The following is a 21,799-nucleotide window of genomic DNA, read 5'->3' as shown; positions in this document are numbered from 1 at the left end:
ATTACTTCTCGACAAAACTTAAATAAACTAACGTCTGATTGAGAAGCATGTAGGCAATCTCACCAAATGTAATTGGACCTTTAATATTTCCTGTTTTCTTTCCCTCTAAATTCGCATAGAGGTAGTTAAGGATACAGTTACAGCTAAAGGCCGGAACAATATTTTTTTCATCTAAGTAGGCCTGAAACTCTTTTTCATAATCGGCCACAGAATTAGCGATTTTGTATTCAATACCTTCAAATACTGGTGCATAAAGAGCTACTTTTTTATTTTCTTCATCGAGGGCCTGAAAAGAAACATTGACCATGGCCCCAGAGAAATTGGCCACAAGAGGAGATTCAATATTGATTTCTTTTTCTTTAATATAGTCAAAGAAATTTCTCTTTTCTCCATTAACGAGGCACTCATCCACTTCAAATCCAACTTTCTCAAATTGAATGACATCGCCCTTAGACTGTTCAAAGAGGTTGATAATATCTACTTGAGCAAAGTATTTCTCCTCAAGATCAAGGTGCATAACAAGAGCTTCGTTTTCGTATGATTTGAGATCTACTCCGCTAATCACTTTTGGTGTTTTCTTCCCTAGTTCAGCGAGATCAACACCTGAAATCCACCCAACAAGGGGTCTATCAAATATACCTTCATAACTAATACAGTTATTGGCAAACTCTTGGTGTACTTCACTGGCCGCTGGAATAATGATGAAGCTTGCGCCATTTTCAGGATACTCTTTTGGAATTGAGCTAAGTTCTTCTTTGGAGTAGGCCTTTATTTTATTGAGGGCCGAAAACTCTGGAAGGACAGTAACTTGAAGAACTTCCTTACTCATGATCCCGCCGTCATCACCCATAAAATAGGGGATAGTTCCCGCTATCCAATTACCCTTTGGAAGTTTTGCAATGAGTTCTTCTTCAGCTGCGATGAGTAGTGATTTTCCTTGTTCAATTAATTCTTTGGTTTCTTCAATCGATAATAAACTTTTCATTTTTTTCTCCCTTCTCATTAACCTTTAATAAGTTCTAAATCTGGACCTGCAATATTGGCATTCTTTTCAAAAAACTCTCGAGCAACCTTTGTTGCTTCGGCCAGAGCGCCATCACCATCCATTCGATACATCTGCCTAACTCTCGTTACCATCATCTTGGTGGCAAGTGTGTTAAAGCTAAATTCGTCTGTTCCTGCTATCAACTTCTTCCAGCAAGGATCACTTTGTGAAGGTATCATCCTACGTACTCCTGTATAAATATCGTTTTTGGAGCTGTGATTATCGAACAACTTAGAATCTAGGGAAGAGTTAATTTAAAAAATTAAGATTTTTAAAATAAGCGGTTAAAAGTTGGTCAAAAAATTAACCAGTGTTTTATTTATTTACGAGAATTGGGAATAGAAAAACTGTGTCTAATTTGTGCTATTCAATAAAAAGATGTGAATTTACTAAGGGGCTAAAAAGAAAGGCCGCTTAATGATAAACGGCCATTTAAATCGTTATTTTTTTGATAGAGCAGAGAGTAAAGCTTGATAATCAACATACTGTTTGTGATAGGTATCAAGCACGTTTTCATTAGTAAGCTCATGACCATCTTGAAAAAGAGTATCGGAAAAGCTTGTGCGTGCATGTTTTGTTAGATCTTCTTCAATTCCATTTTCAATGAGAGTCGCTTTATAGATTCCCGAAAAAAGATCTCTGGCAAAAACAACTACGTTCTTGTCTTCGTGTTTCGTTGTCATTAAATTGAAGATGTATTCTACATTAGAACTTTTCATCGTCATTGTTTCATTTTCTAAATGATACTTTAATGTCGCTGAATGATCTTCCTCAATGTCAAGTTCATCTGTGAATGTCGTTCTTCTCATTTTGAACACATCTTTTTCACATTCATAATAAAATGCGTCTGTATTGTCATCGTCTTTATCAATGAAAGCAAGATAGACACGATGCTTTTCATTGTGCATTTTTACCAATCTATCTTTAGCATCTTCGCAGTTTTCTGGATCGTAACCAAAACCAAAAGCTCCATCGCCATTAGGATTACATTCTTTAAGAACCATAACCGCTTGGTCTTCTAGATTCACTTCTGCTCTTTTATTATTTTCGGTGCATAGTTTATCAATAGCTTTATTTTCACCAGCTGCAAAAGCTGAACACGATGTAATCAAAGCTAATGAGAGTGCAATTTTTTTCATAAGGATTTCCTTCTTTATGATTATTGTACGTTTGAACAAGTCGCAGCAACTCTTTGTCCATCAAAATATAAAGCTTCATAATTTCTTTTCTTGTGAAAAAGATTATACATCTCAAATGATTCTGGAGTATATCCAACGACGTAGTCACTTCTACATTCTAGGGCCTCTATATCATCAGCACTTTTAACAACTTGATAAAGCATTGGAACTCCAAAGTCTCTGAGAACTTCTTCTCCTCTTGCTTTATTTAGCCACGGATGATTTTCAGATGTAACTGTATTGTGCCCATAAAGCTCACTACCATGAGTACAAAATGAAGTAAGGCTATTGCTCGCAAAAGCATCCTTTACTCTTTCATCTTGAGTCACAACTCTGTAGAAGCTATTTGTAGTGCCTCTATTAATTTCTAGTCCATTGTCTAGTATTTGTTTTTTAAATGTTGGTCCTGGTGCGAGATCATTTCTGATAAAGTTTGGATTATCGAGTTTAATATAATAAGTTTTCTTTCCCTTAATTAAACCATCGACTTCTTTACCTTCATAAGAGTCAACTACTTGGATTCTTTTTTCCATTGACTCCATTGTTAATTTTCCAAAAAATGTGCTTTTTCCTTCTTGCATAAGGCACGTATCAATTGGTGCTGATCCATTGCTTGCAAAAGATGTAATTGACATTGTAAGTAAAACTATAGCGCTTAAATTTTTCATTAATTCTCTCCTCGTTGGTGATCGAAAGTTTTTCTATATCTTTTATCTTGTGAGCTTCGCATAAAATAAGATTCTTTTGTTTAGAGTTGAAAAAAAGATAAAGTCTAGGAAGTGATTTTTTTCATTAGAATTTTGGACTTTTAAGCAGTCGATGTGAGCTTTTAGAAATTCTTAAAAAATTCTATAAAATAGAATATTCTCTTTTGTGAAACACATTGCATCGCAAATGAGTAGTGATACTTCACTAGATAGAAAAAAGTGAACGTGAAAATAAAAAAAGGCCGGTAGTATATTGCCGGCCTTTTTGCCTTCTTCTTATTTTAAGATTAATTATTTTATTGCAATTGAACAAAGGGTCTTTGTCGTCTCTCCACCGCTTAAAAACTTTGTACAACTCATTTTTTCTCCGGAAACGTTTAATTCAGAGTCTGTCTTTCTTTCTTCGTTATTCTGATTAATCAATGACTCATAAATCATGCTCGCAGAATCTCCTCTTACAATTATTTGTCGAGCATTTCCAGTGTCTTCATCGAAAACAACAAGATCATTAGACTCCATATAATTTACTTTCGCAAAAGAAGACATTGAAGTTAAAAGTGTTAATCCAATCAATAGTTTTTTCATAATTATTTCCTTTGAGGCATGCTCTCTTCGTAATTGTTTTTGCATTTTTACTTATAAATCTAATATGTCTTTATCTTCGTATCTTCAGATTTTGCCTGTTTTATTGAACTTTTTGTTTAATTTCGAAATAAATATAAGGGGTGTTTAAATAATGTGCACTCTAAGAGTGGCTTAAAAAATACAAAAGCCGCTCACAAATTGCCGGCCTTGATAAGCAATATATTGATTGAGAACTAGAGTTTTTTGATCTCGCTTAGAAACCAATATAGGAGGTGTAAAAAACTAGTATTCCTCGTGTGTCCACTCAATCATACCAACACCCTCACTAAAGTTTGGGCTAATTTGATGAAAGTTTGTATTAATATTCATATGACTAAAAGCAGCCGCGGGAGAATCACTCTCGATGTAACAACCATATAGGCGTGTCGTATATTTAAGTTTATTTGAGCTTTGTTCTATTTCGTCTGATTCAGTCGTTACGATCGTACAATTTAAATTATAGTCTTGCCCATCTTCGGGATTGTTGACTCTTAAATTCAAGTTATAAAGGTCATAATCTGCACCATGAGAGATAACATTATCAACTAGACGTGGATCTCCACCTCTTCCTTTAAAGGGAATGTAAGATGTAATGTTTTTTTCAGTAGGCCTTTCCTTAAGTGTAATCATTAAGCTTCTCGAATTCTCAGATAGTGCCATTAAAATGGACTCAACTGACTCTGCTATTACAGTTTTTGGCATAGAATGAGCAAGAGCTTATTGAGAGAAACTAGTGATTAAAAATAAACCTAATAATGTTTTTTTCATTTTCATTTCCTTTTTTAAACTTAATAGTTTTTAATCGTTCGACAATCCCATCCTCTCAGTTTGCTATTTATTTTGTTTAGTTTTGAAATCAATATAGAGGGTGTAAAAAAGTGTACACTCTATGAATGAGTAGTCTCTTATAAAGCTAGAACGTGTCCAGTCCGCTTGAGTTTCTTAGTTCTTGTTTTGAAATGCACTTCATTTGGTAGTGTTTATTTTTATGCCTTTTTCACAGCGTCAAGTTAAAGGGGAAGGGAAGTAGAGTAGGTGAATTAGATTATTTCAAAGTTATTTAAGTCGCACAGACGCTTCGTTTGAGTAGAAAAGATTAACCTTTTTAAAAAGGCCAGTCACTCAAAGAATTGCATGAGTGTTCTTGAATACAAAAAAGACCTGTTTTTTGAACAGGTCTTATGTTTTTTATTTCTGTGCTCTGTCGAGCAGTCATCGAATTTTAAACTAGGGTTTAATGTAAAGAGACATTTGTTCTAGTTATAGTCCCTGAATTAGTAATGTTATGTGAGAAGATATAACCCGTCATTGTTACTTCTGTTCCTTTGTACAAAACTTTATAATAAATATTTTTTCCATTATTAACTTTTAATGAGTACGACTCCAAAATTGTTACCTCAGATCCATAAGTTAATGAACCATAAGCTTCTGGCATTTCGTACTTACCTGAAAATACAGAAGCGATGTTATACTCCGGCAAAGAAGAATAAATCGAAATCTTTTGAACCGCAACTGTTCCTTCTCTAAGACTTACATCTGCAAAAATATTGAAAGATAAAATTAAAGTTACCCAGATTATAACTTGTTTCATAATAGTTCCTTTGTTCTTTAACCTAATGGTTTTATTTCAAACCTCGTTTATATTTTCTTGTCTTTTTATTCTTCTCGCCGAAAAAGACATAATTACCGACCAACTTTTTATTCATTAAGTCGCAACTTTCTCGACTAAACTGATTTTTTCATTCATAAAGTCTGAACTTTATTGAACAGACTGAGTTCATTGTTTTTTGTAGTTTTGATCATTACTTATTTAGCTAAATTCTAAACAATTAGTTATTTACATTTTCCGTATTGACCTACAAGCTCATTAATTTCATCTTGAATTCTTATAGTCATTGAATTAATAGCTATTGATAAGTCAGAAGGATTTGCAGCTACTTTTTCATCAATATGTGTCGTTAAGTCAATTGTTTCCGAATAAAGCCTTCCTGAATCTCCAACTAAGACTATATCCTGGGCACATTTAAGTTCCTTAACATTCAATCCTCCAAGGAACATACCTTCTGTTGCGATAACATCAGAGCAAACAAGTGAACTAGTTGATGAAACACATTTATAGTTTTCAATATTCGCAAATGATGACATAGAAGCTAAAAGAGTAAGCCCTACTAATAATTTTTTCATGTGTATTCTCCTGTTCGTTTAAATAATGGTTTTTAATCTTTGTCTGTATACATTCTCTCAGGTTTAATAATTATTTTGTTTAGCTTTGTAAGGATTATAGAAGGTGTTAGAAAAGTAGCACTTTGAGAGCAGGTTAAAACGATGGCCGACAGTATTTTATGTCAGTGATTTTTATAGAGGAAAAGTTATAACTTACCGTTTTTAAAGAAAGCGTTTTGATTGCTTTTGAAAAAATCTCATAGCATGATTCAATAAAGAGAGCTTACTTATTAAAGGTCCTTAGAACGTTAAGCAAAAGTTTACGTTAAATTTAGTCCATAAAATTTTCTAATGGATAACTCTTTTATGACCGATAAAAATACTATGAATTATCGTTTGTCTGTTTCACTATTGCTGTTAATGTCTTTCTCTTTTATTAAAAGTTCTCTTGCTGCTGTCATGATCGTAGGCGGTGATAAGGCCGTCAGTGTTATGAGAGATGGCAAAGAGTTTTATCTTAATAAAGGTGATGTCGTTGACATTAAAAACCAAGAGAGCTGGAAGAGAAATATTGTTATTTTAGAAACCAGTGCTCCTGATGTCGAAATCGGTCCTGCCGTCATTGGAGATCAGACCTATCAAGTTTTAAGAAATGATGGTCATTTAAAAGCTGTTAAAGAGCCTAGAACATATCGTGTAACGAAAGCAATTCGAGTCATTGGACCCGATGATAAAACTTATGTTCTAAGTGCTGGAGATACTTTTAGTGTTGGAATGAAAAATGGTTGGAAAAGATCTATAAGAATTAATAGCCCTTCAAATGGTTTTAACGATGCTAATGGTTTCATCGGGGATGCGACTTATAGTAATTATTTACAAGATGATATTGTTCTTCCTATCTATGAAGAAATTGAAACAAAGGCCCATAAAGAAATTAAGAATTATGATGATCTCGATGCTTTTATTAAATCCTATGTAGAAAAAAATAATAATGAAGATTTAAATGATGAGGAAATTTTTGAAATGGCCGAAGAAGACGCGAGGCCAGAACAAAAAGATTCTTGTCCTGCAAATAATAAGACAATTAAGCTTGATCACACTATAAGTATTTTACCTATGGCCGGAAAAGTTGATGCTGTACCTAAAGACAGTATCGTAAAAGTTATCAAAACAGAAAAGGGTGCTTGTTATTTTAAGATCTTAAAACTTCCTAATGGTTCTACCTTATCTCTTTCTGATTTTCCTCAATTTGCTGGATCGTATCCTATAAATTTTAAAGAGGGAACTTATCATGAAGTTGATGAACCAAGTCAAGTTGTAGGCCTTGAGAAAGGTTCGACTTTTAAGCTTTCTAATGGCGTTAAATTAACGGCCATTGGTAGAAGAACAGGTAAGTCTTATCCCTTTGATGCAAACGATGAAATTTCAATTGTGGGCCGTCACAAAAATGGTTCCTATATTGTTAAAAGAAATGGTGAGCCTTATGAGTACCGAGTTTCAGCGAGTGCACTTGATGAGTATAATGAATTAGGTCTTGTCAATTTTGATCTTGAAAAAACGGCAGCAACAATTATTGAAGACGATGGCTTTCACGAAGCGACAAAAGTCGTTGATCGAGAAGTCGAGTGTGGTGGAGATCAGGAGAGTGACGATAATCCTCTCGATGAGAGATGGGAAAGTTGTCGTGAGCGTACTGTTACTTCTAAATCAGGAAAAAAGATTAAGCCAAATAACTACTTAGAAGAAGTTCTTGGTCTTAGTGATGTGAAATCTGATTTGGCCCTCGATGATAATGAAACGAGAAATATGGCCATTTGTATTGGTCAGAGTATGAGACATGGAACTTCTAGAAATACAAATCCTAGTTGTTCTAAAGATGCTAAAGGTCGTCATATTAAGGACTCTGTAAGAACTTCGAAGAAAAATAGTAGTGGGAAGCATATTGGCTGGAGACTTAAAGATCCAGTTCCAAGAGCATGTGCTTCAAAAAATCTTGCCACAGGGCTTGCTAAAAGTTATTTGAGTGCGGCCAAGTGCCTGGGGCTTGATCCAAAAGAGTTTTTCCCTGTTTTAAATCACGAGTCACACTTTCAGCCAAATGCCGTTAGTCCAAGCTACGCTCTTGGAGTAGGTCAGATCGTTGCAAATAATTACACCGCTTTTTATTCTCGTTTAAATCAGGCAAAAGACTATATAGAAGGCAATCATAATCTTTATAAAAAAATGCAACAGTATCGTGGCCCGGCCGGTTATGAGAAATTTGAAAGTCTAAATAGTAAAAGGCCTGTTAATCGTTATACGGCCTATTTCCTTACAGATATTGCTGATAAAGTTAAGGGGAATGATCCTAATTGCTCTGGTTTAAAAGATCTTTATAATAACCCTGTCCCTATTCCACGCGATGTAGCTAAGAGTGCAAGAAAAGCTGTTAACTATCTTCGAAAGCGAGAGAATGAGAGGCTTTGTAAGCCGAGAAATCCACAAGAGGGATTTTTTATTTCGATGATTTATTATCAAAAAAATAAAAAGTATTTTACAAATTTTGTAAGAGGTCTAAGTGATGCTCAACCAAAGGCAATGAGTGAAGATCAAATCAATACTTTTGCAACTATCTTTGCGAGATGGTCATATAATGGTGGTCTTGCTGGAATTCAAAAAGTCCTCTCTAAGTTTGTAGGGGATTTAAAAAGCGGCCGTGTTAAAGAGTTAACAAGTAATGGCTCAGAAAAATCTAATACGATCAAGGCGCGCTATCTTTCAGATCTTTCTGCGAGTGATTTAAAAAGATATTTCTCTCATTATGTTAAATACAATTATCCAAGTCGCTCTTCGGCCAGAAAGAATGAAGTTGCTAAGTATGTTCCAGGTGTAGGTGGAACTGGTGGAATAGATGGTGATTTAAAGCAAACAGAAAAACAAGGAACAGGTACATGCGGTCAATCATATTAATTTTATCCTTTGTTTTTTGTCATCAATCCTACTCACTTGAAAAAGAAAATTTCAAAGTGAAGGTACTTGATTTTTTTCAATCCGTAACAAAGACAAAAGACTTTAAAAGTGCACATAAAGAGGCGATGAATTTTTATTCAAAAATTAACTCGTATAAAGAAAGTAGTGATAAGAGCTTTGATAGAGAGACCTTTAAGCTCGCACTTGGAATGACGTTAGAAGATGAACTCTATGATACAAATAGCTGTCTAGCAAAGAAAATGTCACATTTTAGTGAGTTTGGAGTGAGACACACGGAGAATCATTCCTATAAAGATCTTCCGCCCATGGTTCGCGAAAGCTATATAGTCCTAATGCATTTATGTCGATTAAAAGATAAAGAGAAATAAAAAAGGCCCAGATAAGGGCCTTTTTTTATTTAATTTTTAAACCAGCAAGGGCAGCAAATGCCTTGTTTTTTAGAGGTGCATTTGAATCTTCAAATGACTTCTTTGCTTGTCTATTTGGCCTAGGCCTAGAACCTGTAGGGGCCTGGTGCGCTCGCGCATCTTGACCTGTTTTAAGTGTAAGACCAACTCTCTTTCTATCTAGATCGACAGAGAGAACCATGGCCTTTACTTCTTGGCCAACTTTTAGAACCTCTAGTGGATTTTCTACGAATGTATCAGAGATTTGCGAGACGTGAACAAGTCCATTTTCTTTTACTCCAATATCAACGAAGGCACCAAATTGAGTAATATTTGTAACGATTCCTGGATACCATTCACCTTCTTTTAGATCATTTATCGACGAGATATCTTTTCTAAATTCAGTTGTTTTAAACTCTGTTCTCGGGTCTTGCGACGGGGCCTTAAGTGACTTAACAATATCGGCGAAAGTAAAATCACCAATTTCATTTTTAAAGGCACTATCTTTTTCTAATTTTGCAATAATCTCTTTATCGGCAACGAGATCTTTTAGAGTTGTCCCATTTTCACTACACCACTTCTCAAGAGTTGGGTATTGCTCTGGGTGAATAAAAGTCCCATCAAGTGGATTTTTTCCATTGTAAATTCTAAGGAACCCTGCGGCCTGCTCATAAACTTTATTTGTTAGTCGAGTTACTTTTAAAAGTTCATCACGAGTTTGAAATTGACCGTTTTTGTCGCGGTGTTTGACTACATTCTTCGCAACACTTGGTCCAATACCTGAGATGAACGACAGAAGTGGAGCTGAAGCTGTGTTGATATCAACACCAACAAAGTTTACACAGCTTTCAACAACGCCATTAAGTGATTTCTTAAGTCGTGTTTGGTTAACATCGTGTTGGTATTGTCCAACACCAATTGACTTTGGATCAATCTTAACAAGTTCTGCTAGTGGGTCTTGGAATCTTCTTGCAATAGAGATGGCCCCTCTTACAGTGGCATCTTTATCTGGGAATTCTTCCTTTGCAATCGCTGAAGCTGAGTAAATTGAAGCTCCGGCCTCTGAGATCATTGTGGCCTTACACTTTCCATCTTTCACTTCTGGGACAAGAGACTCAACTAGTTGTAGTGTTTCTCTGCCGTATGTACCGTTACCAACAGCAATATATTCAACGTTAAATTGGGCGATGATTGCACTGATTATTTGCGCTGATTCTTTTGTATTATTCTGTGGTGGGAAAGGGTAGACAACAGTGTCGACGAGGAACTTTCCTGTATTATCAACAACAGCTACTTTTACACCTGTTCTAACTCCTGGATCAAGACCGATAACGGCCTTAGGACCAAGGTATGGTTGAAGAAGAAGGTTTTTAAGATTCACACCAAATACTTCAATGGCCGATTCATCTGAAAGCTTTTTCAATTCACTTTTAATTTCAAGATCAAGTGATGGGTGGATGTAATTTTTAATGGCCTTTTCCGCACAGTTTTTAATGACGTGAACAAGTGATAGACCTGGTTCAGAAAAGTATTTCTTCTCTAGGAGGCCAAGACAGGCTTCTTCTGAGTAGTTCACATCTACTTTAAGAACTTTTTGAGTCATCCCACGTCTCATGGCGAGAAATCTGTGAGCGGCCCTTTTGTCTTTTAGTTCAGAAACCTTTTGCTCAAATTCAAAATAGTCTTTGTACTTGTCAAAGTCTTTAACTTCTTCAGCATTCTTTTTCTTTTCAGACTTTAAAGTCGCACTATCCCAGTAGTCTTTACGAAGTTGCTCTTTAATTTCAGTATCGTGAGCAAACATTTCGATAATAATATCGCAAGCACCTTTGATGGCATCTTCAAATGTTTTAATCTTCTTCTCTGGATTAAGAAATTTAACAGCTTCGGCCGCGAGCTCTTCCATGCCTTTTTTCGTTGTAAGAATCATTTTGGCAAATGGCTCAAGACCAGCGTCTTTAGCGATTTGTCCCTTAGTCTTTTTCTTCGATTTAAAAGGGGCGTAGAGGTCTTCTAGTTGGTTAATTGTTTGAGCGTCTTTGATTTGTTTTTCAAGCTCAGGAGTCATCATTTCCATTTTAGTGATCGTCTCTAAAATGTAAGCGCGTCTCTTTTCTCTTTCGAGATACATATCGTAGGCTTCTTGTATGGCACGAATTTGTTCTTCGTCCAGACCGCCTGTTTTTTCCTTACGGTAACGAGTGATAAAGGGCACTGTACAATCTTCTTCATAAAGCATTGTCAGTACGGCAATGGCCTGGTCAGCTTTGATTCCAGTTTCTGTCGCAGCAAATACAACTGCGTTTGATTCGATGGCCATAGAAAAATTCTCCTTAGCAAATGATTCGATCTATAGCGTCTTCAATGACTTTTATTAGGTATACTTGATTAATATTATCGCATACTATAATGAACTAATAAGGTTAATGAGCTGGAGTACCTTTGGCAATGGGTGATACGTTAAAAAAGTCTAACAACGTGGAAAAATTTGATATAATTCTTGTAGGTTACGGGATTGCTGCCCGGTGTCTTCTAAGAGAGTTCGCTAAATCTGATTACTTTTCTAAAAAGAAAATACTTGTTGTTTATAATGATGATGTTTTTCCACCATGTAGTCTCAATACAACAAGTATTGTATGCAGAAGTGGCGTGCAAAAGGGAATCTCTGATCTAGGTGATTTCATTTTCGACTCTTATGAAGAGGCCATTTCTTTTTATGAATCTCATCCTGAGTGTCATGAGCAAGGCCTTCAACATTCATTAACAGATCAAAGTCCTAAGGGGCGTGAGGATTTTATTCGCCGCTTTGGCCATTGTGATTCTTTAAATACCCTTGGAGACCTCTCTTTGTCTGAGAGTTTTGAAGGCGTTAGTTTTAAGGCCTATTTTATTGATCCTTCAAAGTGCTTAAGTGCACTTGAGCAGGCTTATATAGAAAAACTTGATGTAACGATTAAGAAGCTCACATGCCGTGAGGTCTTAAAAAAAGAGGGCCATCTCCAGTTAGATTGCGGTTGTGAATCGTTTGTTACAAATAAAGTTATCATTGCTAGTGGAGCCTATTCAAAGTTCTTTCAGAATAACTTAAAACAAGAATCTCTAACGAAATCAAAATTTGTTTCTGGCAGCTATATTGTCTTTGATGATTGTGACTTTGGTAATAAGAGTTTTGTTCTTGCTAATCGTCACTATAATCTCATATATCGCCGCCGTAGCAGACAAATTATGATTGGTGGTTCGACTGTAAAAGAAGACCTTCTCTGTGCTAGCGTTAGTGAGTTGAAAAGTCAGTATAATTTTTTTCGTGATCTTTTAAAAGGTGACCTTGTTCTTCCTGCTTTTGAATCGGGCACGATTAAAACAGGTCTTCGTCATAAGGGGCAAAAAAGAAGGCCCTTTTTCGGTGAATTGGAAAAAGGGCCTTTTGGTAATATTTATTCAATGACAGGTCTCTATAAGAACGGCTTTACTTTTCCATTCTTAGGAGCAAAAGCTATTTCCAAATTGATCCAGGAATAGCTGAATCATACATTAGTGGAACATTGATATCATTTGAATAAATGCTATCAAAGTACTTCATTGGATCTTCAAATTTATCTTTTTTAACAAGAAAGATCTTCTTTGTTTCATCTGTCATAATTTTCATCCACTTTGTGTAATTGGCCTCTCCGCGGATAACTTTGTGAAGCATATTTTCTCTAATATCCCACTTGTCTCTTAAAGGATGGACATGCTGTCCTTCCTCTCCAATGAAATACCAGTTCTCAGAAATTTCTTTATCTTCATCTTTGTTAGCACAAAGGTGGATTCGCTCTTTTTCTGTTGTTGAAACAACTTTTCTTAGAGCGCGAGTATTTGAATCAAACCAAGATGGAGAGTATTCTTCTTTGTCGTATTCTTTTACTTGTACGAGTAAACACGATTTTGTTCTCGCCTTAAATCTTAGGCTTAACTTATCAACATTTAGGTTTTTGTTTCTGTTTACACACCCTCTATTGCTGCTTCCCGTAGATTCGTCTGTACCCCACATCATAGAGTAATCCAGCTTCATTCCGCCACCAATCGAGAGCGCATCAAGTGGGAGTGGTATTTTCATTCCAATCCCAAGATCCGTTCCAATTCTTTTGGATGTCGAAAATCTTGTTGAATTATTGTAGTTCATACAAAAGCCTGTATTAACATTTAATCGATCAGTTTCAGAGAAGCCATACCCGCCAACGTTTTTTTCAGCTTTTCCAGTAATCGCAATAATATGTTCAAAACTTTTGAAGTTAAAAAACTTATCAGGGTCTATTGTACAGTCTCTAAATTGCGATTTCATTTCAGTGAGAGCTCTACCGCGAAGAGACTTGAGATTCTCAATGTAGTAAATCTGGCAGAAATTTCTCTTTTGCTCTCTTGTTGCAAGTCCACTTGTTAGGTCTTTAAAATCTTTCTCAGATAGTTTAATACCTCTATGTTGCCAGATCTTATTGAACATTTTTAGTTCAAGTGAGTCCAGATCATCATAATTTTCGGTTTTATTATGTAAGGCGTAGAATACTTCCAATGGTGAAGCTTTCCAATTAGATTTCAGATTATTGTTTTTAAGTGTCTGTTTAAAATTTTTAAATTTTCCATAGAGCTTTTCAGAAAGAAAATTCGTTTTAAACTCTTCACCAATCCCAACTGATGTCTGAAGAACTGTACCAAAATGTCTTGCCGCTGCATCAAAAAGTCCCGCGGCCATAACTGGCTTAAGGTCACTATATTCAGAATCTCTTGTAGGAGAGAGCATGATAACACCATAAGTTCTATGAACAGCTCGTGAGAGATTGTGAAAACTAAGTGGTAGATCTATTCTTTGCTTAATAACCCCATCAACAATCTCAACTTCTTTTTCGTCTCCTGAAAGAACTTGCCAGTCATCGATGTTCTCTTCTGTAATATCTAGATGATTTTCTTTAGGTGAAAGCAAAATAAAATTCAGCTTAAAGCGTCCCGAATAGATTTGACTATAGTGTCTTTCATTTGAAAAGTTGTGACCATAGTCAATTACTGGATGAAGTCGGATAAGAAAAGATTTTGTCATTTCCATATCGAGGTATTTATTTACATTGAAGCCATCGTCTTTATTTCCCATATACACATAACGTACGTCATTGAAGTGGAGTTTTGGGGCTCGTTGGATTGGGTTTTCCGGACAAGCTCCTGACCTTGTATCGTGTCCAAAAATTCCATTTGGTTGCCACGGAGAAAGACAAATTTCTCTTTCAGATGTCACTCCCATAAAAGATGGGTTAACGGCTTTAAATGAAAGATTGTAAGGAATGTATCTTGGAACAGAGTATCTCTCATAAGATGAATCAAAAGTTAAATCCACACAACCGAAGTTATCGGTTTTTTGTGGAATCGTCATCTCTTCACCAGTTTCTAAATTTGTTAGGGTTGCTTCAACTTCTTCACCTTGAAGACGATCGGCACTGGCCCCAACACGAAGACATGTTTTGATGTTGGCCTTGAAACCAACAACTGGAATCGATCCGTACTGAGGAGTCGTATAACTCTTAAAATAGGCATTGATTTGCGCGATATCGATAATCTGAGAGGCGTCCATTTTTCTCATGATAGTAGATGTTCTATTGATTGAGTGATCAAGGCGAACAAGCTTATCTTCAAGAGGGTCAATTCCAAAGTTGATCTCTCTTGAAAGGTTTGTATCGGCAATTGAAATTTTTCTTGTGTATTCAATAAGACCACGAGAGCGAGTGTAGTCCATTTCAGTGAATTCTTCCCAAGTTACGCACCCTTCAACATCAGTGCTTTTAAGTGACTTTGGAAAACTCTTTCCTTCAAGGATAACATCTTTAAATTGGATTTTCTTACCAAGAGCTTTTTCTTTGAAGCAGGCTTTCATTGTATAAGATTTTGCTGTGATGGTGTGCAGAGATGTTTCTGATTCTCTGATTTTTTGAATTGATTCAATTCTTAAGCTCGTCATTTGGACAAGATTTGAAATTGTTTTAACTGATTCTTCTTTGTTTTCATCGACGCTTGCAGAACATCCATAAAGAGCACCTGCAGTTAAAAGAAACCCTAGAAGTTTAGAAAATTTCATATCCCTTCCTTAATTCAAGTTGAATGATTTGGTTATTGTCTTGATAAAAGTTTTGTTCAAGTGGTTTGCTATTTTGATAGAAAAGACGAAGTTCAAAATCTGAACTAATATTTAATGCTGTTAATTCTAAAGAGTCTGATGTTGTGTTTGGAGTTTGGGCCATGTTGAGATAAAGGGCCGGAGCTGTGTCGGATTGGATATTGAGTTTGTTGTAGGTAACTTTATAAGTCCAATCTCCCGATGTATATTTGGTTGAACCAATCAGGGCAGATCCTCTATTTTTTGAATCCGGTGCTCCTTGGTTAATCACGTAACTCACGCCAGCACCAACTGATAGGTTGTGATTTAATGAAGCCGAAGCTTCTAACTTGTAATCCCAACCGACATAGTTGTAATCGAATTCTGAGTTTGTTTTTGTATAACCAGAAACTGTGTTTCCATGAAATTGTGAATTATAGGCCACATCATTGCTGAGATTATCGTAAGCAAAGTGTCCAACGATTACTTTTAATCCAATATAATCATTGATTGTTTCAAGCGAGATGGATTCACGCATAAAAAGAGGTGATCCTTCATCTAGATTGCCAAGGCCCTCTTTTGACGATTCTGATCTTGCTCTTGTTTGAGTGGCATTCATTGTGACTTTTAGATCAAAGAGATTAAATGAAAGAGTTTCTTTTGCTCCTAAGAATGCTTTTCTTCCTACTACAATGAGATTTTCTTGTTCTCTTTGATTGATGGCCCCTGCCTTCAGAGATAAGAGATCTTGGTAGTTGTAGTGGATGTAGGCATTTTTAAGTGAAGTTCCATTTCTCTCTGTCAGGCGATTGTTGTCGTAAACACTACTTGTGCTTCCACTAGAGAAGTAAAGACTTCCATCAAAAATGACTTCAGTATTTTGAAAGATTGAACCCTTGGCACTTAGTCCCAATGAAGAATTTAAAACGCTTGATTTGTTTAAATCTCCACTCTGTTCAGTTCCAATCATCTTGAAGTTTACTTTGGCCGAGTCAATTACCTTATTAAAGTTATTGGGTGAACCAAGTTTTCCAGTGAGCGTTTGAGCATTGGCCCCTGAAATAAACGTAAGCAGCATAAGAAAAGTCAGTTGGTGTCTTTTCACAAAATTCCCTTTAGAAGAATCTAATGTTGTCTATTAGCTACGCTTTATAGCAGGGAATGGCTAAGTTCCGTACAGACCTAGTAATATTTACAGGCCATTTCCCTGATTTAATTGAAAGATTGGGGTAATTGACACAGTGAGAAGGGATTTTTTTCAAGCTTTTCTAGAACTTCAAGAAGTTCACAAGGCATAGGGCATGAAATATTTATAGAGGTTTGTTCATCGATTTCAAGGCTCAATTGATGACAGTGAAGAAAAATGCGATCGAGTCCGTAGTGTTCTTTAAAGAAGGTATTAAGATTGCCTCTTCCATGCTTAACATCGCCTAATAAGTTGTGATTTCTTCTGGCAAAGTGGCGACGAATCTGATGTTTTCTTCCCGTTAAAATCTCTACTTCAACGAGAGTCGTTTCACCATAAGGGCGAATGGGTTCAAAATTTGTAATGGCCTTTTTAAAAAAGCCCCCTTTTTCTTTTAGGGCAAAATCATAAGTTCCACTAACTGGAAGGATGCCTTTAACAAGGGCCGTATACACTTTCTTCGTACTTTCAGCGTGCCATACATCTTGGGCCAATTTGACGTAGCGGCCTTTTTTAGCAAAAAGAACAGGGCCAGAAACTGGACCATCAAGGCGGTGAATCGGGTAGACGAGTTGGTCAATTTTATCTCTCGTAAGGGCCATAAGACTTTGTTTTGTCTTTGGCACGCCACGGCCACGATAGGGGTGAACAACAAGGTGAGCAGGTTTATTAACGACGATAAAGCGCTCGTCTTCAAAAAGAATTTCAATGTCTTCAGGGCTAAAATTTTCCATAAGCGCTTATGCCATAATTTGACAGATTTTGCGAGATTTCATCAAATATTTTTCTGGACGAAACTTTAGGCCATTTATAGAATTTATCGACTCTGTGGCACATTTCTTTATTTGCTATAGAGTAAAGGGAATTCTAAACAAGGGAATTATAATGAAAAATCTTTTTCTGCTATTCAATGTCATCTTCGCTTTCAATATAAGCGCGAAGACATTAATTATCTCAGATATTGATGATACGCTTAAGCAGACCTATGTCGTTGGAAATAAACTCGGAGGCCTTCGTGTTACAAATCAATATGCTGGTCTTAGTAAAGTTTATAATGCTCTTGCCTGCTATGACTTAGATCAAGAGACTTATGAATTTTGTATTCAAAATCAAGGTATGATGCACTCTCGTGATGTTCAGTTAAACTATGTTACAGGGGCACCTGGAAAACTACGTCTACTGGGGCGAGAGTTTTTGCAGGAGAGTGGCTTTCCTGTAGGTGTAGTAAGAGGGCGTGAGAGTACTCGTGAGTCTACACATGACTTTAAACTTAGAACCATTAAAAAACTCTTAAAACTTCTTCCTGAATACGATTATATTGTCATGATAGGCGATAATGGTGAGCACGATCCAAAAGTTTATCATGAAATAGAAAAGCTCTTTCCTAATAAGAAAGTCCATTCGTTTATCCATATGGTTTACAATACAGGGATATTTGAAAAAGATCGTGGTGTGAATCCTTATGAAGGACAGAAAGTTTATCTCACTTCGGCCGACCTTGCTCTTTCTCTTTATGAGCTAGGGCTTGTTAATGAGGGTGTTGTATTAGAGGCCTCAAAAACAGTTTCGAAATATGCCCTTTCAAGAGATGAAGATATTTATGAAAAGGTTCTTCCAGAGTGGACTCGCTGTAAGGCATTTTTCAAGCATTATAAAACACCGGCCGTGGCCATGAGTGTGCAGACGACAAATGCTTTTAACCTTGCAATGAATACGGTTAGAAGTCTCTGCCAGAGAATCAAAGATTAATTGCAAAATACAAAGACGATGGCATTACATGGCCGTCGTCTTTTGATCCTTTTTCTTTTTCAAAATTTCATTTAATCCATCAACTAATTTTTGAATACCAGGTTTCACCTCTGGTCGAATGTCTTGGGATCTCTTTTCTAGTGCCTTTAAAAAATCAAATGGCATACTTCGTTGAAGAATATTGACAAGCCACTTTGGAATCGCACCTTTTGGATCAACGAGTATAATCAATTGAACCCAAGTGCGGTCTTCTTGAAGCGGACGAAAGGCCATCGTACCATAATCAATTGTCGCTCTCACTCTGTCAGGGCGTGCGGGCATAGATGGGAAGTCAACTGAATGAGTCTCAACGATAAGGTAGGCCTCCTCTTTATCAAGGTAAAGCTTATTGGTTAAAACCATGTCGCGATCTTTGACAGGCCATGGAAGATCGTTGTCATTATATGTAATGGCCTCAACGTCAGAGACATCGAGTAGAGTGGATTTCTCTTTTAATTTTGGCGTCCACTCTGTGGACTTTTCAACTTCTCTAAGATTAGAAAGAATCGGTCTAAGAGGGGCCTTGAGAACCCCTTCAGCTTTAAACACAACGAGATCTCTGTTTTTTGGTTTATGCTCAGAGACGGTGATGCCTTCTTTTTCATAGATTAAAGTCCAATCACTATCGAGAAATGGCTTGTCTTTGTAGCTTTGAGCTTGCGTAGAGTAGATATTAAGGACGAGAAAAGCCGTCCCAACTAAAAGTTTTAATTGGTTTTTCATAATATATGCCTAATTGGTCAGTTGCCTTATCCTACCAAGAGAGAGGCCTTGAAAAAAGCGAAAAAAATCCTTCCCACTCTTGTCATGTCGTTTTTAAGCGATAAATCGAATTTAGTGATAAGTTCTCGCAATCGTTGAAGAAAAAGTAAAAAAACTTGAAAAACTTTGTTGACAGACATCGCAGAGGTCTTTATTATCCCATTCACACTAGTCAAACAATGACACTTCAAGATGGCTCGGTAGCTCAGTTGGTGAGAGCGCCGGATTCATAACCCGGAGGTCGGCAGTTCAACTCTGCCCCGAGCTACCATTATCGAAGTTTTTAATACTTCTTAAGTATATAAAAATATTGGCAAAACAGAGGCTCCTAGCGGAGCCTTTGTTGTTTCTAACTTGCGTGCAACTTGTGTGCAGTTTTTGAGCTTGTGTGCAGAACTTGTGTGCACTATCCGATAGCTCTTTTGAATCGTTCTCTATCAAAATCAATGACAACATTCTCAACTTGGTGGGCCTTTAATCTGCTGTAATGTTCGAATGCTTTTGCTCCAATTCCAGCAACACGTCTTACTTGCTCAGAAGTAAAACCTTTAGCTATGAGGTCTGTAGCTCTTGCGTGCTTAGTAGATGTATAAAAAGGAAGGTCAGGGTATCCAGCGGCTTTTCTCGCTCTTATCCATGCGTTGTTGAATGTTGAGTAAGGGTAGTAGCTTCCTTCTTTTGTTCCTGTGAAATAGAAATCTTCAGACGATGGAGGTCTTGCAACCAAATCTAGAGCCATATCTAATTCGTTTACTATTGGCAGAACATGAATCTCTCTCTGCTTCTTCTTACTGTCGGACTTCCTACCTTCTTCACAAATTCCATCAGAATCATGTCTTTGAATCTTCAGAGTCCTAGACTTTCTATCTATGTCGCATGGTTTGATTGTCAGAACATCGGAAGGCCTTAAGAGGTAGACCATACAGATAATGGATACTGCTTTAGCTCTAGGATCATCAAGGTGCTCAATAACCTTCCAGGTACAGTCAATATCTGGAATTGTTGTTTCATCTCTATAAGAGCTTGAAGGCTTCTTTGGAAGTGGAGGAATCGTAAAGACTATTTCCATTTCATGTTTAGCAAACTTTAAAAGTTGAGTCAGTTCTTCGTGTACTCTCCTTCTATTTGATTTAACTTTTGAGAAGAGTTCTTTAATGTTTTTCTTACTCAATTGTTGAATATCTAGATGGCCATAAATAGGGACGATATGTTTTTTCATAATCGTCTTTTTATCTCGGAGAGTTCTCTTTGAGATTTTATCGTCAGGATCTTCTCTTCTTGCTTCATTGAATTTGATGTACTCAGCTGCAATGTTGGAGATGAGAAACTTTGCCCTGTTTTTGGTTGATGTGTACTTCTCTGGCTTAAATGATCCTAGATCGATTTCTTTTTCAATCTGCTTCAACATGTAGACCGCTGTTCCAGGATCGCTTATTCGTTCTCCTGTGTCTGTGAATCTAATGTCTTCTGTTCGAGATCTCCCTGACTTCTTTGAAGCGTCTGGGAAGTAAGAAGTAAGTCTAAATTTATTAGGATGCCCACCACACTTACAATAGGGGATTGTAAAACCTGATAATTTGACTTTGCTCTCGAAACTAGAAGACCCACACTCTGTGCAACGTGCACGAGTGTCCGGATAGACTTTTCCGTCCATTTGGAACTCCTTGTTCTTTAAAAATATTGGCGAACCGGAGTGTAGGTTGTTTTTTTGCATATAACAATCCCTTGCGTTGAGACTCAGCGCAGTAAGTGATTAAAAAATGTCGGACATTATTTATTTTTCTATTTCTATAAAACCTTTACTTAGGCCTTTAATTGGAAATTATTTATTTCTTCTTTGTTCTCTTTAGCGATCTATCCCCGTACTTAATTGTTCCAAAGACCCAGATTTCATACCAGTAGCCCATATAGAAACGAAACCCTCTCATAAAGTCTTGAATTGGAGTTGATAATTGATAGACTTTCCTTGCATTACTTTTTGGAACCATAATGCTTATTGCCGATTTGCCATCGGGGTAGATTATCTGAAATGATTTATTTACCTCTAGGCAGGACCAGTTCGTAGGATTAGTTCCATTGTTCACATAAACTATCTTCCCTTCATGCTTTAAAAAGTTTCCAATATTGATAGTGAAGCACCATTTTAAAGAATCTTTTAAAACCAAAAAGAATACATAAACTCCTCTTGGAGACAGCTTGATTTTTTTTAAGTACATCCAGTTGTAGGCAATCGCTTTTCTCATTTATAGTCCTTTTTCTTATTTCAAGGTTTTGGGGCTTCTGTTTCTAAACAAGCCATTGAGGATGATAGTTTTCGCTCTCTGTGCATCAATTTTTCCCGGAAACTGATTTGGTCTAGCATTGTTTGTCTCTAATGAGACAGGGTAAAAGATCTCGTCAACAAAAGGGTTATTTAAAAAATTATCCGTTAACATGATTCTCAGTCCTCTACCGAGAGTGTTGAATAAACCATAGCTTTTCCAATTGCATTTAATGATTCCCCCCCCTCTTTCGACCTCAATTCCTGAATCACACTTATATGGAGACTTGCTCACGGCTTTGCAGAATGGGCATCTAAATCCCTGGGATATATCTATTTTCTTCAAAAGGTCGTTTATATCACGTGCTTTAAAGACACCTTCTAGATCTGGGAAATTCGCTTTATGATAGTAGTTTGGATACCAAAAGGTTCTTTTTGATTCTAATGCTTCAAATACTAACATTGGATCAAGAGCGAGAAATTTTCCATATGATTCACAAATAGATGCTATTTCCTCGATCCAAGAATCTCTTTCTGAATCCGTTATATCTTCTACAGTTATCATTTCGTTTTTTTTCAATAGTGATCCCATTTTTTTTCCTTTGATTTTTAAGC

At 36.5% G+C, this 21,799-nt stretch carries 20 protein-coding genes and 1 tRNA gene; 5 read left to right on the top strand and 16 right to left on the bottom strand.

Annotated elements, in window-relative coordinates; translation table 11 throughout:
• Position 1: 1 nt before the first annotated feature.
• The 8 genes from HBN50_RS08070 to HBN50_RS08035 form a co-directional block, all read right to left on the bottom strand.
• Positions 2-985: a DUF6976 family protein gene (locus HBN50_RS08070; protein ID WP_273869144.1), complete on the bottom strand. Its 984-nt coding sequence runs from the start codon at positions 983-985 to the stop codon at positions 2-4.
• A 17-nt stretch (positions 986-1,002) separates the two neighbouring features.
• Complete coding sequence (locus HBN50_RS08065) at positions 1,003-1,224, bottom strand: hypothetical protein (RefSeq protein WP_273869142.1); 222 nt, start codon at positions 1,222-1,224, stop codon at positions 1,003-1,005.
• A 261-nt stretch (positions 1,225-1,485) separates the two neighbouring features.
• Complete coding sequence (locus tag HBN50_RS08060; RefSeq protein ID WP_273869141.1) at positions 1,486-2,184, bottom strand: hypothetical protein; 699 nt, start codon at positions 2,182-2,184, stop codon at positions 1,486-1,488.
• Positions 2,185-2,204: 20 nt separating this feature from the next.
• Complete coding sequence (locus tag HBN50_RS08055; RefSeq protein WP_273869140.1) at positions 2,205-2,891, bottom strand: hypothetical protein; 687 nt, start codon at positions 2,889-2,891, stop codon at positions 2,205-2,207.
• 330 nt (positions 2,892-3,221) lie between these two features.
• Positions 3,222-3,515 (bottom strand): hypothetical protein, encoded by a 294-nt coding sequence (locus tag HBN50_RS08050; protein ID WP_273869138.1) that lies wholly within the window; start codon positions 3,513-3,515, stop codon positions 3,222-3,224.
• Positions 3,516-3,797: 282 nt separating this feature from the next.
• A complete protein-coding gene (locus HBN50_RS08045; protein WP_273869137.1) occupies positions 3,798-4,256 on the bottom strand; it encodes a hypothetical protein in 459 nt (152 codons plus the stop codon).
• Between the two features lie 532 nt (positions 4,257-4,788).
• The gene (locus HBN50_RS08040; RefSeq protein ID WP_273869136.1) at positions 4,789-5,145 is read right to left on the bottom strand and encodes a hypothetical protein; all 357 of its coding nucleotides are present in this window, start codon (positions 5,143-5,145) and stop codon (positions 4,789-4,791) included.
• A gap of 242 nt (positions 5,146-5,387) precedes the next feature.
• Positions 5,388-5,738 (bottom strand): hypothetical protein, encoded by a 351-nt coding sequence (locus tag HBN50_RS08035; RefSeq protein ID WP_273869135.1) that lies wholly within the window; start codon positions 5,736-5,738, stop codon positions 5,388-5,390.
• A 330-nt stretch (positions 5,739-6,068) separates the two neighbouring features.
• Here HBN50_RS08035 and HBN50_RS08030 point away from each other — a divergent pair, with 330 nt between their 5' ends.
• Complete coding sequence (locus HBN50_RS08030; RefSeq protein WP_273869133.1) at positions 6,069-8,666, top strand: transglycosylase SLT domain-containing protein; 2,598 nt, start codon at positions 6,069-6,071, stop codon at positions 8,664-8,666.
• A 56-nt stretch (positions 8,667-8,722) separates the two neighbouring features.
• Positions 8,723-9,055 carry a hypothetical protein gene (locus HBN50_RS08025; protein WP_273869132.1) on the top strand — a complete coding sequence of 111 codons (333 nt, stop codon included), beginning with the start codon at positions 8,723-8,725 and terminating at the stop codon, positions 9,053-9,055.
• A gap of 25 nt (positions 9,056-9,080) precedes the next feature.
• On the opposite strand, the gene HBN50_RS08020 is transcribed toward HBN50_RS08025, so the two are convergent.
• Positions 9,081-11,393: a Tex family protein gene (locus HBN50_RS08020; RefSeq protein WP_273869131.1), complete on the bottom strand. Its 2,313-nt coding sequence runs from the start codon at positions 11,391-11,393 to the stop codon at positions 9,081-9,083.
• 128 nt (positions 11,394-11,521) lie between these two features.
• Between HBN50_RS08020 and HBN50_RS08015 the strand changes: the two genes are divergently transcribed.
• Complete coding sequence (locus HBN50_RS08015) at positions 11,522-12,592, top strand: FAD-dependent oxidoreductase (protein WP_273869130.1); 1,071 nt, start codon at positions 11,522-11,524, stop codon at positions 12,590-12,592.
• On the opposite strand, the gene HBN50_RS08010 is transcribed toward HBN50_RS08015, so the two are convergent.
• The 3 genes from HBN50_RS08010 to HBN50_RS08000 form a co-directional block, all read right to left on the bottom strand.
• Positions 12,567-15,170: a hypothetical protein gene (locus HBN50_RS08010; RefSeq protein ID WP_273869129.1), complete on the bottom strand. Its 2,604-nt coding sequence runs from the start codon at positions 15,168-15,170 to the stop codon at positions 12,567-12,569. The genes HBN50_RS08015 and HBN50_RS08010 overlap by 26 nt on opposite strands.
• Complete coding sequence (locus tag HBN50_RS08005; protein WP_273869128.1) at positions 15,157-16,293, bottom strand: hypothetical protein; 1,137 nt, start codon at positions 16,291-16,293, stop codon at positions 15,157-15,159. The genes HBN50_RS08010 and HBN50_RS08005 overlap by 14 nt, the downstream gene beginning before the upstream one ends.
• Positions 16,294-16,400: 107 nt before the next feature.
• Positions 16,401-17,108 carry a pseudouridine synthase gene (locus HBN50_RS08000; protein ID WP_273869127.1) on the bottom strand — a complete coding sequence of 236 codons (708 nt, stop codon included), beginning with the start codon at positions 17,106-17,108 and terminating at the stop codon, positions 16,401-16,403.
• 151 nt (positions 17,109-17,259) lie between these two features.
• Between HBN50_RS08000 and HBN50_RS07995 the strand changes: the two genes are divergently transcribed.
• A complete protein-coding gene (locus HBN50_RS07995) occupies positions 17,260-18,123 on the top strand; it encodes a phosphatase domain-containing protein (protein ID WP_273869126.1) in 864 nt (287 codons plus the stop codon).
• Between the two features lie 24 nt (positions 18,124-18,147).
• On the opposite strand, the gene HBN50_RS07990 is transcribed toward HBN50_RS07995, so the two are convergent.
• Positions 18,148-18,885: an START domain-containing protein gene (locus HBN50_RS07990; RefSeq protein WP_273869124.1), complete on the bottom strand. Its 738-nt coding sequence runs from the start codon at positions 18,883-18,885 to the stop codon at positions 18,148-18,150.
• 233 nt (positions 18,886-19,118) lie between these two features.
• Between HBN50_RS07990 and HBN50_RS07985 the strand changes: the two genes are divergently transcribed.
• A tRNA-Met gene (locus tag HBN50_RS07985) sits at positions 19,119-19,195 on the top strand.
• A 135-nt stretch (positions 19,196-19,330) separates the two neighbouring features.
• Here HBN50_RS07985 and HBN50_RS07980 read toward each other — a convergent pair.
• From HBN50_RS07980 to HBN50_RS07970, 3 genes are all read right to left on the bottom strand, one after another.
• Entirely contained in the window at positions 19,331-20,578 is a 1,248-nt protein-coding gene (locus HBN50_RS07980; protein ID WP_273869122.1) for a hypothetical protein, read from the bottom strand.
• A gap of 172 nt (positions 20,579-20,750) precedes the next feature.
• Positions 20,751-21,167, bottom strand: a complete 417-nt coding sequence (locus HBN50_RS07975; protein WP_273869121.1) for a hypothetical protein — start codon at positions 21,165-21,167, stop codon at positions 20,751-20,753.
• Positions 21,168-21,182: 15 nt separating this feature from the next.
• A complete protein-coding gene (locus HBN50_RS07970) occupies positions 21,183-21,776 on the bottom strand; it encodes a hypothetical protein (RefSeq protein WP_273869120.1) in 594 nt (197 codons plus the stop codon).
• Between the last annotated feature and the right edge of the window lie 23 nt (positions 21,777-21,799).

This window comes from Halobacteriovorax sp. GB3 (assembly GCF_028649655.1).
GTDB lineage: Bacteria > Bdellovibrionota > Bacteriovoracia > Bacteriovoracales > Bacteriovoracaceae > BSW11-IV.
This window is presented reverse-complemented; position numbering and strand designations above follow the sequence as displayed.

Coding starts and splice junctions, on each gene's coding strand:
- HBN50_RS08070 (WP_273869144.1), bottom strand. CDS start 985: ATGAAAAGTTTATTATCGATTGAAGAAACCAAAGAATTAATTGAACAA.
- HBN50_RS08065 (WP_273869142.1), bottom strand. CDS start 1,224: ATGATACCTTCACAAAGTGATCCTTGCTGGAAGAAGTTGATAGCAGGA.
- HBN50_RS08060 (WP_273869141.1), bottom strand. CDS start 2,184: ATGAAAAAAATTGCACTCTCATTAGCTTTGATTACATCGTGTTCAGCT.
- HBN50_RS08055 (WP_273869140.1), bottom strand. CDS start 2,891: ATGAAAAATTTAAGCGCTATAGTTTTACTTACAATGTCAATTACATCT.
- HBN50_RS08050 (WP_273869138.1), bottom strand. CDS start 3,515: ATGAAAAAACTATTGATTGGATTAACACTTTTAACTTCAATGTCTTCT.
- HBN50_RS08045 (WP_273869137.1), bottom strand. CDS start 4,256: ATGCCAAAAACTGTAATAGCAGAGTCAGTTGAGTCCATTTTAATGGCA.
- HBN50_RS08040 (WP_273869136.1), bottom strand. CDS start 5,145: ATGAAACAAGTTATAATCTGGGTAACTTTAATTTTATCTTTCAATATT.
- HBN50_RS08035 (WP_273869135.1), bottom strand. CDS start 5,738: ATGAAAAAATTATTAGTAGGGCTTACTCTTTTAGCTTCTATGTCATCA.
- HBN50_RS08030 (WP_273869133.1), top strand. CDS start 6,069: ATGGATAACTCTTTTATGACCGATAAAAATACTATGAATTATCGTTTG.
- HBN50_RS08020 (WP_273869131.1), bottom strand. CDS start 11,393: ATGGCCATCGAATCAAACGCAGTTGTATTTGCTGCGACAGAAACTGGA.
- HBN50_RS08015 (WP_273869130.1), top strand. CDS start 11,522: ATGGGTGATACGTTAAAAAAGTCTAACAACGTGGAAAAATTTGATATA.
- HBN50_RS08010 (WP_273869129.1), bottom strand. CDS start 15,170: ATGAAATTTTCTAAACTTCTAGGGTTTCTTTTAACTGCAGGTGCTCTT.
- HBN50_RS08000 (WP_273869127.1), bottom strand. CDS start 17,108: ATGGAAAATTTTAGCCCTGAAGACATTGAAATTCTTTTTGAAGACGAG.
- HBN50_RS07995 (WP_273869126.1), top strand. CDS start 17,260: ATGAAAAATCTTTTTCTGCTATTCAATGTCATCTTCGCTTTCAATATA.
- HBN50_RS07990 (WP_273869124.1), bottom strand. CDS start 18,885: ATGAAAAACCAATTAAAACTTTTAGTTGGGACGGCTTTTCTCGTCCTT.
- HBN50_RS07980 (WP_273869122.1), bottom strand. CDS start 20,578: ATGGACGGAAAAGTCTATCCGGACACTCGTGCACGTTGCACAGAGTGT.
- HBN50_RS07975 (WP_273869121.1), bottom strand. CDS start 21,167: ATGAGAAAAGCGATTGCCTACAACTGGATGTACTTAAAAAAAATCAAG.
- HBN50_RS07970 (WP_273869120.1), bottom strand. CDS start 21,776: ATGGGATCACTATTGAAAAAAAACGAAATGATAACTGTAGAAGATATA.